Source organism: Chloroflexus sp. MS-G (genome assembly GCF_000735195.1).
In the GTDB taxonomy this organism is placed as follows: domain Bacteria; phylum Chloroflexota; class Chloroflexia; order Chloroflexales; family Chloroflexaceae; genus Chloroflexus.
Window position 1 is genome coordinate 1 of sequence record NZ_JPIM01000133.1, and the last position, 11,185, is coordinate 11,185.

Below are 11,185 nucleotides of genomic sequence, written 5' to 3' on the forward strand. Positions count from 1 at the left end.
GGTGTCCTGGGTGCGCGGGCCGCTGGCCCGCGTCTTGCGGTACGTGGCTGGAAACCATCGTTTGACGCATCAGCATACTGGTTGCCCCCCAGTTTCAGGCCACCGGTGTTGATGAATAGAGCAATGGCAACCAGACTCGCACTTCAGTGCCATCGCCAGGACGTGAAATGATAGTTACATGACCATCGAGAGCCGCAGCCCGTTCCCGCATCTGACGCAAACCCAGGTGACCGGCTGGCAGTTCTTCGCCCGGATTAAACCCAATTCCGTCATCACGTACATGAATGATCAGTCCCTGGTCACGCACTCCTAGCTTGACCCAAACCCGACGAGCCTGCGCGTGTTTGGCAACATTGTTCAGCGCTTCCTGAACAAAGCGAAAGGCGGCTAGTTCCAATACTGGCGGTATATCAGGGGGCAACTCGGCGAAATCGATGGCAACATTCCAGTCATGTTGTTCGGCAAACTCCTGAACGAAGCGCCGGAGCGCACCGGCAAAGCCGAGCTGTCCGATTTCAATCGGGCGCAGGGCAAAAATTGCCCGTCGTAACTCTTCAATCTGGCGCCGCAGGTTCCTCTTGAAATCGGCAAACTCGGCGCGTAGACGTTCTGGCTCTTGTTGTAGCCAGTCTTCCCACAAATCGATCCGCATCCGCATAAATGCCAACGATTGGGCAACACCGTCGTGGAGGTCACGAGCAATGCGAGTACGCTCGGCGCTGATAGCGCGTTCAACAGCAGCTATGCTGGCAATAACCCGGTCACGGCGCCGACAGTTGATGATTGCTTCGGTCAGTTCAGCGGCTACAGTTGCTAACAATGGCTGTCGGCTTTCTGTCGCGGCTGCCTTGTCTTCTTTCAAAAATGCTTCAATCCAGCCAATTGGTTGTACTGCTCGTTCAACCAACGGTAAAATCAGACATGCTGTCCAGGCACATGGCTGTTGTGGTTGGAGTATAACCGGTTGACTCGGAGGGATGCTCATCGAAAGCTGATGGAAAGCAGTTCTGGTGCGTTCGAGGGAGGCGGCATCTATCCCGGTCACTCGTGCGGTATACGGCTGTCCTCGTTCATCGATAAGAACGATCGTGGCAGCAGCCGCATGGACTAATCTGGCCGGCAGAGTAATGGCGTAATCGAGGACTTCATCGAGAGTCGCACTCGATGCCACGCGCTGATTTATTTCGTAGAGCAATTCCAGCCGTTCGTTACTTTCGCGCAGTGCCTCAAGCATCCGCGCTTCATTCGACCTACGGATCTGCTCTTGACGAATGGCCCAACTGAACACCACCCAGATAGCACCAAAGGCGAGAATACCCCAGACAATCGGATCAATGGTTCGACCAGTTGGCGTTTCCATCGCCGCGTCGAAGAAGATGCCTTCTACCATCCGGGTTAGTGCAAATAGCAATCCTACAACTGCGGCGAGCGGCCAGCGCAAGCGGATCAGCAATTCAATTGTATTGGATGGCGGTGATTTCATGAGTCTTTCTTGATAATTTGTTCAAAAGCCCGATAGTGTAATGGGAGAGCCTGTTCGAGATGACGATCAGCTACCGCCCAGGTATGCGCACCATCAGGAAGAGCAGCTTGTGGGGTGGCATTGGCGATACCCAGCGTAGCTAGTGCCCGTAGTAGGTACTCACCCCGATAAAAATTTGAACCCCATGGTTCAATGTGCTCTGGCCCATATTGGATCATCCAGCTAATTCGACGCAGTGCAGTTCTATCGGCCTGCATAAGCAGGCAAATCGGATTGTGATCGCGCAATTGTTGCCAGTTGCGTGGACGACCCAGTGCCGGATCAAACATCGGTGCCGTAAAGAGCGTATCGTAACGACGCGGTCTGCGACCACAATCACTGGCGTATGGGAAGGAGCCATCGTAGGCGCTGACGCTTACGAACAGCTCCGGGCGCATGGCAACAGCTTTGATCGCCATATAACCACCAAGTGAAAATCCGGTAATCGCTCTGGCACGCGGATGAGCGTTGAATTGGTGTTCAACAAGAGGCAGTACCTCATCGAAAAAGAACGTAGCGAAGCGACCATGCCCAATGCCCGGCGCATCGGTCAATTGTGGCGCAATGAAATCGGCCAGTAAACCGGGAATGCGGTTGTCAGTACTGGCTAAACCGGGCATAACTAACAACATCGGGCCAATCTCACCCCGTGCGCGTACTCGCTCGTAAACATCAATGGCGCTTCCAATCCGGCTATCATCTTCACGTCGATTAACCCACTCGCGTTCGTGACCGCGCAAGAGATAGACAACCGGTAAAGCCGGTCCATCAGGATCATACTCTGGCGGCGTATAGATATACATTCGTCCGTTGACCCCCAGGCTGGTGCTGGGCCATTCAATCAATTGAGCACGTGGATCGATCTCCATATCACTTCTCTGGCGGTGTTTTCAATAACCGGTCAAGCAAGTCAGTCGCGGGAATTGTGCTCTCGTGTTGCAGTGGCATTGGCAGGTCATCGGGCGAAGACACCTGCCGGGATGCTGGTGTTGACGGATCGGTGATAGCTGTTCTCAGCCACGGTAACGGTGGCGGCAAATCGGTGATAACCGGTCTCTGCCACTGTAATGGTGGGGGCAGATCGGTAGGTGCTGGTGGCGATGTGGGCAGCGACTGAGCCGGCATGTCATAGCGACCACGTAAGCGCTGCCGCCAGACATAGCCAATAGCAGCGATAAGTGATGGCAAGAGGGCCAGGCCCGCTACCACTTGAAACACCAACCCTCGTGGCGTATTGGGATTGAGGAGGGCGATAATGGCTGCCGTTGCCGCCAATATCAGGCCACCTACCCATAGACGACGAAACCAGCCCGCATCACGCCAGAAGAGGGTCAGCCCGGCAACCATCGTAAGCAGGGTGATGAGTGTTACGATGGTTCCGACAGTGGCCAGTGGCCAGGTTGCCAGACTACCTCCTCCTAGGATAAACACTAGGCAACCGAACGCACGCACTGGACTCCGAAAAAGCACTCTCAACAAGCGACCGATTCCTCGCATATGTGCTCCGACGGTTTTATTCCTTGCAGCATACCATGTTCATTGTGCGCGAAGGTTCGCTTGCAGGCAAATGGGTTCTGCATATTCTTGAAAAAGGGGCGATGGTAGATGTCGGGAATTTCTCTCTCCGGTGGCCGAAATAGAGAAGGAAGCGGTCCCTGACCCTTGTGGGAACGGAAGGGGGGCTGGAGGGGAAGGTGAGGGACGCCAATGGTACAGCAAGTGAAGGCTGCAACAGAAGCACTTTTCCGACTCGTTTCTAAAATACTGGTGCTACGTAAAACAGATCGCGGCGAAACATGGTACCATACCGTTAACGAGAAAGGATTATCGGTTGCATCACAACGAGTAGTGCCTGGCAATTTTGGTACAGGATGAAAGGCCCTCTCGGAACGGTGCCTCGTCGGAGATAGTGCTATGCCACGAGTCCTGATTTTACACGCATCGGTAGGAACCGGCCACAAGCGTGCGGCTGAGGCGCTGGCTGCGGCGTTTAGCCGTCGTCAGCCAGGTGAAGTACGAGTCGAGGATGTCCTCGACCACACCTCACGGCTCTTTCGCCTCGCATATGCCCGGTCGTACCTTGAATTGACCGACCGGGCGCCGCTGGTATGGGGGTATTTTTACACGCAGACCAATGCTGATCCGAATCTGGCCGAAATCACCAACAATATTCGCAAACTAGTTGAGAGCATCGGTACCAACGGTCTTAAAGAGGTGTTACGCGCATTTCAGCCAGACGTGATTATCTGCACCCACTTTCTACCGATGGAGCTACTGGTTGGGTATAAGCGGAGTGCCCGTCTGACTGAGCCGATTTATTGTGTCATCACCGATTACGCAGCTCATACATTCTGGACCTACACCGAGATTGATGGCTATTTTGTTGGTGATGAACAGACGCGCAATCAATTGATCGAGCGTGGGGTAAGTCCACAACAAATTGTTGTGAGTGGTATTCCAATAGATCCCTGTTTTGCCGAGCCAAACGATTGCTTGTCGGCACGTCGGCGTCGCGATCTGCCCATGGAAGGAACGGTCGTTACCCTCTTCGGTGGCGGAATTGACGATGAACACGTGCGGCTGATGGTGAGTGGTTTAATGCAGAGTCCACTAAAGGCCACACTGATCGTGGTTGCCGGTCGCAATACGACATTAGTCGAATCGCTGAGTGACTTTATCTCCACACCCAATATTGAATTGCGGGTACTGGGATTTATCGATTACGTCGATGATCTGATTACGGCCAGCGATTTGGTCATTACCAAAGCTGGTGGTTTGATTGTAAGTGAAGTCATGGCACGTGGCACACCGATGATTATCGTCGATCCAATCCTTGGTCAGGAGGAATGGAATGCTGACTACGTGGTGAGCACCGGTAGCGGCATCCAGTTGCGAATGTGTGATTCGGCGCCACGAGCTGTCTTGACGCTGTTGAACCACCCAACGATGTTGGCCGAAATGCGGCGTTGTGCCCAAGCTGCGGCCCATCCACGTGCTGCACTCGATATTGCTGAAAAGGTGATTGCCGATCTTGCCCATCATGTTCACGATTGAGTTATGACGAACCGACAACCAATTGATGTCTTGTTTGCCATTTCTGATACTGGAGGTGGTCACCGCAGTGCTGCGGTGGCGATCAGTGCTGCGCTCGAACTAATGTCAGGGAAGAGTATTACCTGGGCTATCGAAGACCTCTTACAGGCAACGAATGTGCCCGGTATTCGTAGTGCCCCTGGTATCTACGATCAGTTATCAACCCGCTGGCTCAAGCTGTACAATTTCTCGTTTCGCCTGACCGACTCTCAATCGACCGTGAGTTTTCTGTCGCGGATTGTCTATCTTATCGCTCGCCAGAATCTAGATCGCCTCCTCAGTGAACGACAGCCGCGCTTAGTCGTCGTCACCCACCCGCTTGTTCATCGGCTGGTCTGTGCCGCTCGTCGCCGCCGTCGGCATGCATTTCGTGTGCTGACCGTCGTCACCGATCTGGTTTCGTTGCACGCTTCTTGGAGCTACCCTGGTGTCGATCTGGCGCTCACGCCAACCGATGAAGCCTACCGATTGATGCACAAACGTGGCATGAAACCCAGCCAGCTTCAGCGTTGTGGCTTTCCGGTACATCCGAAGTTCGCTGCCGAGAATCGCGATGCACCAACAGCCCGTCGCGATCTAGGGTTTGATCCGGATCGGTTTACCGTGCTCTTGACTGCCGGTGGGGTTGGTTCCGGTCGACTCGGTGAACTGGTGCAAATGCTCGAGCAACAGATGCCCGACAAACAGTTTCTGGTTGTCACCGGCAAGAATCGTGCGCTCTACGAAGAGTTGCGGAACGGGCCACGGTTGCCCTATACCCATCTGTTTGGTTTTGTTCACAACATGGAAGAGTTAATGGCGGCCAGTGATGTTGTGGTGACCAAAGCCGGTCCAGGAACATTGATGGAAGCTCTGGTGATGCGCAAACCAGTGATCGTTACCGAAGCGGTCGGTTTACAGGAACACGGAAATATAGATTTTGTTCTCAATTACGAGTTGGGGTTCTTCTGCCCAACGAATGAACGAATTGTAGCAGCTATTGCCAGTCTTGAAGACCCAGAGCGCTATGCAGCAACGGTAGAACGGCTTAAGCATGCCGTGCCACGTGATGGCGCTATCCAGATTGCCCGTATTATTCATCAACAGTTAAACCTGCAATCGGTGATACGTCAGGTGTAGAGGTGCTTTCGTACTCTGGAACATCGTATCGGTGACTCGATTGCACCACAGCAGGTATAAAATAGTTTCGTGCGATCAATCTCATGGCGATTACCTGAGAGCAGCAATCGGTTCAACAACACTTGACTACGCAATTGCTGACGCCAGAATCCAGGAATACCCGTAAGTCATAACGAATACCGGTACTACCGTCTGCGTAGCAGTCGGTAGTACCGGTATCGTATTTGTTTGCGACGCACGATCTACACATAACCAGTACGCTAAGCAGTTGCCCGGCGCGCCGAATGTAGCGTACCGATCACATCTCCCTTTCCCTCACTAGGTGTCGGACTTGTCTGTTGCAAGCTCCATCCGCGCCTGATTAGGTGTCCTACGCAGACAATTGCCAGCAGTGTTCCAGGCTTCTCGATAACCGTCTACCACTGCCGGCGTGCAAGAGGACGAGTGGTAACACTCGCAGCAACGCACCGTTACCGTAGTCCCATTTTTTTGCAGTTGGTTGCCAACACCGAACACCATCCCATCTGGCGTATGTACCCCTCGTTCATGCCAGGCACGGATTCGCAGAGCCTGATCAAAAACCCGGATTTCTTATTGGGAACGTACTGTGCCCGCACAACCATTGCGTGAGGGATTGCCAACATGCTTTCGCGCTAGCCACGCTCTGTCCATCCTTCCGCTTCCACACGGTGCGAGGAAGGGGAGCCAGTTGCCTGTCAACGTTCCCCTCACCATTTAAGCCTTTAATTTGCTCGAGCGAAGGAGAAACATCGCTATTGTTCCCAACTGACATCTCCAACCCTGCCAAATTTGCCCCCATCTGAGCATCTCTTATGAAAAGAAGACCCCTCAAGCAAACATTAATTGCTGTTCGTCGACTGACACTATCGTGGAGGAACACCTTTATGCTACGCTATCGTCTGTTTGTTCTTATGACCGGTATCCTCGTTATTATCGGCTCGTTGTCAATTGCTCAAGCCGAAACAAAACCAAACCTTCCTAAATATCGAGGTACGCTTGAGCAAGCGGTGCAGACAGCAATTCGCGATCAGGCAACAATACCGACTAACGCCACGCTGTTTGTCAACCGAATTTCCGAATACGAGCAGTGGTCCTTTGGTTCGGTCAGTGTCTTTCCCGAATCAGATGCGGCTCCAGACATCGTTCTCTTCCTGGCAAAACAGCAGAGCGATACCTGGGCAGTGGCTATTGAACATACCACGCATTTTGCAACTGCCTTGCGTACTATTCCGCGCCTATTACTCACGCCTGAGCAGTGGGCTACCCTCACGTCAGACCAACCGATTACGCTCGCAGCCGATGAAGCGGTAACATTGCAAGATGACCGTGGGTTGGCTATGGGGTTACCCTGGCCGGTCGGCGAGAGTCGGTATCTAACCCAGGGTCCCCATGCGCCAGGCGGATCGATACTGGCAGCACTCGACTTCGCCGGTTCGCCTGGAGCGCTGGTTCACGCCGCACGTGGTGGGGTCGTCTACCACGCATGTCCTGGTGCAGCAGATACTTACGTGCGGATCGATCACGGCGGTGGCGTGGAGAGCCATTACTATCATCTGGACTCAATCTCTGTTCCGAATGGTCAGTGGGTGAGTCGTTGGGCGCCGATTGGGGTGCAGGGCACGAAGGTACGCTGTGGGGGGTGGGTGACCGGTGCTCACTTTCAGTTCTGGATCAAAGTGAATGGACAAAACCTGGCAATTGACGGAATTGATATTGGTGGCTGGCGGGTATCCGGGAATTGTATGGTGCGCATTCGCGATGGGTTGAGCCGCTGTGTCAACAGTCTGATTGTGAACGAAGGTGCTATTGGTACAGGGTACACCATTGGTCAACCTAGTGATCGGGTGGAGGTGTTTGAGCAGGCTTACAACCGCAATGGTGGAGCGGCGAAGGTTGGTTATCCTGTTGGGCCAGTTCGTTGGCATGGTAACACGAACCGAGTGCTGCTGCAGGAGTTCGACGGTGGCGAGCTTGGTGCACTGTTTATCGTGCTTGACCGCCCGAGCGATGAGCAGGTTCGTGGGACACCAGCTTATATCATTCGTGGGGGAATTTGGCATCACTACAGACACGTCTTAGGGGCGTGGGATTCGTGGCTTGGTCCACCTACGAGCGATGAATACATTAATACCGATGGTAAACCGCAACAGAACTTTCGTAACGGTATTCTTATTTATCACTCATCGGAAAATGTTGAAGCACGTCCGTGGCCGACACCCGTGGACGGGCAGTGGCGCATCGAGTATCGCAATTATCTTTCCAATCCCTCGAACGTTCAGATGGGACCGACCTGGGTCAGGAATGGAGCCCTTTATCCCGTAAATAGCCTGTGCTGGGGTAATGGCTCTCCTCTTGATGGTAAGTGGGGTGTTTGGGCAGATTATTTCACGGTACGGATGAGTGGACGGTTTTACTTCGAGGAGGGCGTGTATCGCTTCCGCGCTCGGGCTGATGATGTCATCAACCTCTATATTAACCAGAACCCGGTGATTCTCGATGAGGATGCCAGTCAGGTGAATGAAGAATACGTAGTTGATCGCTACATCAGTGCAGGCTACCATAATGTATTGGCCGAGTTCACTGAATTAACAGGTCATGCCTGCCTTGAGTTCTCATGGACGAAATTGCCTGTCCCTGAACCTCCTAGCAATTTACGCCAGATCGGACGAACCATTACCAGCATTACGCTCACCTGGCAAGATAACTCCACGGATGAGACCGGCTTCTACATCTACGTTCAGAATGGCAATACTTGGAACCGGATTGCCACATTGGGCGCGAATGCAACCACGCACACTATCACCGATTTGCAGTGCGGGCAGTCGTATACGTATCGGGTTAGCGCCTACAGCAATGACGGGGAATCGGCACCGAGCAATACGGTAACGGCAACGACGGCGGATTGTACACTCTTCCTCTTTATGCTCTATCTCAACGGTGATAATGACCTTTATCGCTATATAGCCCGCGCTCTTCAGTCCCTCGAACGGGCAACGGCGAACCCTAATGTCAAGATCGTGGTCTTGGTCGATGGCGATCAAAACGGTGATACGCAGCGTCTGGTGTTTGAGGCAACAAGTATACAGCGAGAGCTGCTAGGTGAACTGAATATGGGGAACCCCCAGACCCTCCAGGAGTTTGTCCGGTGGGCACGGGATACCTACCCGGCGCGATATTCCTACCTGGCCCTGGCCGGACATGGCAATGGATTGTTAGGTATTGGACCGGATCAGAATAGTGGGAACGATGTTTTGGAGCCATGGGAAATCAGCCAGGCTCTACGAGCGGCGACGAACAATGGGCAGCGCAAGATAGATATTGTGCATTACGATGCCTGTTCGATGGCGCTTCTCGAGCATGCCTACGAGCTGCGGAACTATGCCGGGTATCTGATTGCGTCACAGTATCTGGCCTGGTCGGTCTTTGCGTATCAAAATTATGCGGAACAGGTCACTCTCCAGGGTGTGCCAATGTTGGAGAGTCTCAACGAGGCGATTGCAGAGGTAAGCGCCGCAAGTACGCCCCGCAGCCTGGCAACGCAGATTGCCGAACGCTATTTCGGGCATGCAGCCCTGATCGGCTCCCCACGCACTATCTCCGTGCTCGATCTAGGGCATGTCGAGTCGGTTATGCAGGCGCTCGATCAACTGCTAACCCTATTACAAAATAACCTGCAAAGCGTCAAGACCGATCTCCAACGAGCGCGTCAGAACGTGCAGAAGTTCGACTCCCGCGAGCCGTTGTACAAGATTACCCAGGAGGATGAGTATATCGATCTCGTGCACTGGGCGAGTCTGGTACAGTCGATCCCCAATTCGTCCATCAATGCTGCCGCGCAGCAGGTGCTGGATCGGGTACGCAATCAGTTGGTCGTCGTTTCGCGTCGAGAGAGTGGTAATATTGACAATCTCTCTATCAATCTTGATAACGCCAATGGGGTCAGTATCTATTTCCCACTCTCGTCAGGCGGCAATGCTTTCCAAAGCTATAGCTCTCACCGACTGTTCCAATTCACTGCCAACAGCCAGTGGGACGATTTCCTGAACCATTACTTTACCGTGACCACTTTACCGATTATTGATCTGGGACCAGCAGGTCTCTTACCATTACTTCGCCCGAAAGATATAGTGTACGTGCCGTTGGTGGTACGGTAGCGGTACGTTGGCAGAAACCCTCTTCAAATCTGACTCCCATCACGTGCCTCCCTCAACTGGGAGGGAGGCTTCCTCTCCTTACCTCGTCATAGCAGGGGCGAGTGCAGATCCGCCCCTGCATTCTCTTTGCTAGACTATGAGCTTTTACGATCCCCTACAACGATAGCACATACCTCTTATTCGTGTCTTCGCTGCCAAAAAAAGACTTCTTCCACACTCTCTCACAATAGCAGAGCACATGCTCACCAGTAGGTGAATGGAGCAGCGTATGACGCGACTGATGTTTCAGTGCTTGCTCATTGTCACGTTGTGTAGTTCCTGGTTTACTATTACTCCCACTGTTGGCGCGACTCAACTACTCGGCTGGCAGCCAGATGTTCCACCAGCTCGTCAGTATCATGCTATGACCGCCAGTGCGGATACTGTCTTCCTCTTTGGTGGCATAGCGGCCAATGGCAACCGATTGCTTAACGACCTCTGGGTCTGGCGCAACGAACGCTGGCAGTGGATTGGTAATGACGGTCCCACACCACGTCGTGATACTGCGCTCGCATACGATGCCCGTCGGCAGGAATTAGTGCTGTTTGGCGGATGGGATGGGCTTTCGTTCCTGAGTGATACGTGGGTATGGCGAGACGGGACATGGCAGCAACTCCAGCCAGCCCAATCACCATCGCCGCGCCGATCTCATGCGATGGTCTACGACACCCAGCGGCGGCAAATTGTGCTCTTCGGAGGCAGTAACGGTCAATCGCTCAACGACACCTGGGTTTGGAATGGGACGATCTGGATCAAGCTGGAACCGGAAACCCAACCTCTACCCCGCCAGTCCTATGCAATGACCTACGATACAACGACCGATCGCGTCGTGTTGTTTGGCGGAAAGATCGTATTGGGTCTCAATACCAGGTTCCTGAACGATGTTTGGGTTTGGGACGGTGCCAACTGGACGCGAGAAACGTCTGATCCGACCCCTCCGGCGCGAAGCGATCACATTCTGGTAACAACGTCGAATGGGGTCTTGCTCTTCGGTGGTGAGAATGAAGACGACATCCTTGCCGATACCTGGTTGTGGAACGGTGGTACATGGCAGCGATTGACCCCGGCAGTGTCACCGACTGCTCGCAGCGGGGCTGCCGCGGCATTCTCGGCCACACATCAGCACATATTCCTGTTTGGTGGGAGTGGTCTGTTCAACACCTATGCTGATACCTGGGTCTGGAATGGGAGCAACTGGCGACTCTTCCCCGATCCTACTGCACCTTCATCTCGTATG

7 protein-coding genes are annotated in these 11,185 nt (G+C 53.5%); 4 read left to right on the top strand and 3 right to left on the bottom strand.

Going from position 1 to position 11,185, the window contains the following annotated elements; genetic code table 11:
- Positions 1-94: 94 nt before the first annotated feature.
- From JE47_RS0117590 to JE47_RS0117600, 3 genes are read right to left on the bottom strand one after another with little or no spacing between them, the layout of a single operon-like run.
- The gene (locus tag JE47_RS0117590) at positions 95-1,483 is read right to left on the bottom strand and encodes a GAF domain-containing sensor histidine kinase (protein ID WP_031461010.1); all 1,389 of its coding nucleotides are present in this window, start codon (positions 1,481-1,483) and stop codon (positions 95-97) included.
- Positions 1,480-2,391, bottom strand: a complete 912-nt coding sequence (locus JE47_RS0117595) for an alpha/beta hydrolase (RefSeq protein ID WP_031461011.1) — start codon at positions 2,389-2,391, stop codon at positions 1,480-1,482. The genes JE47_RS0117590 and JE47_RS0117595 overlap by 4 nt, the downstream gene beginning before the upstream one ends.
- Before the next feature lies 1 nt (position 2,392).
- Positions 2,393-3,019, bottom strand: coding sequence for a hypothetical protein (locus JE47_RS0117600; RefSeq protein WP_031461012.1), 627 nt, complete (start codon positions 3,017-3,019; stop codon positions 2,393-2,395).
- A 417-nt stretch (positions 3,020-3,436) separates the two neighbouring features.
- Between JE47_RS0117600 and JE47_RS0117605 the strand changes: the two genes are divergently transcribed.
- The 4 genes from JE47_RS0117605 to JE47_RS0117625 all read left to right on the top strand — a co-directional run.
- The gene (locus JE47_RS0117605; protein WP_031461013.1) at positions 3,437-4,576 is read left to right on the top strand and encodes an MGDG synthase family glycosyltransferase; all 1,140 of its coding nucleotides are present in this window, start codon (positions 3,437-3,439) and stop codon (positions 4,574-4,576) included.
- Between the two features lie 3 nt (positions 4,577-4,579).
- Positions 4,580-5,734, top strand: coding sequence for an MGDG synthase family glycosyltransferase (locus JE47_RS0117610; RefSeq protein WP_031461014.1), 1,155 nt, complete (start codon positions 4,580-4,582; stop codon positions 5,732-5,734).
- Between the two features lie 905 nt (positions 5,735-6,639).
- On the top strand, positions 6,640-9,909 hold the full coding sequence (locus JE47_RS0117620) for a clostripain-related cysteine peptidase (protein WP_031461016.1): 3,270 nt from the start codon (positions 6,640-6,642) through the stop codon (positions 9,907-9,909).
- A gap of 268 nt (positions 9,910-10,177) precedes the next feature.
- A partial coding sequence (locus JE47_RS0117625; RefSeq protein WP_031461017.1) for a Kelch repeat-containing protein occupies positions 10,178-11,185 on the top strand: 1,008 nt, incomplete at its 3' end.

What these genes read in the sequence shown, in the direction of transcription:
- JE47_RS0117590 (WP_031461010.1), bottom strand. Translation starts at nt 1,483, where the DNA reads ATGAAATCACCGCCATCCAATACAATTGAATTGCTGATCCGCTTGCGC.
- JE47_RS0117595 (WP_031461011.1), bottom strand. Translation starts at nt 2,391, where the DNA reads ATGGAGATCGATCCACGTGCTCAATTGATTGAATGGCCCAGCACCAGC.
- JE47_RS0117600 (WP_031461012.1), bottom strand. Translation starts at nt 3,019, where the DNA reads ATGCGAGGAATCGGTCGCTTGTTGAGAGTGCTTTTTCGGAGTCCAGTG.
- JE47_RS0117605 (WP_031461013.1), top strand. Translation starts at nt 3,437, where the DNA reads ATGCCACGAGTCCTGATTTTACACGCATCGGTAGGAACCGGCCACAAG.
- JE47_RS0117610 (WP_031461014.1), top strand. Translation starts at nt 4,580, where the DNA reads ATGACGAACCGACAACCAATTGATGTCTTGTTTGCCATTTCTGATACT.
- JE47_RS0117620 (WP_031461016.1), top strand. Translation starts at nt 6,640, where the DNA reads ATGCTACGCTATCGTCTGTTTGTTCTTATGACCGGTATCCTCGTTATT.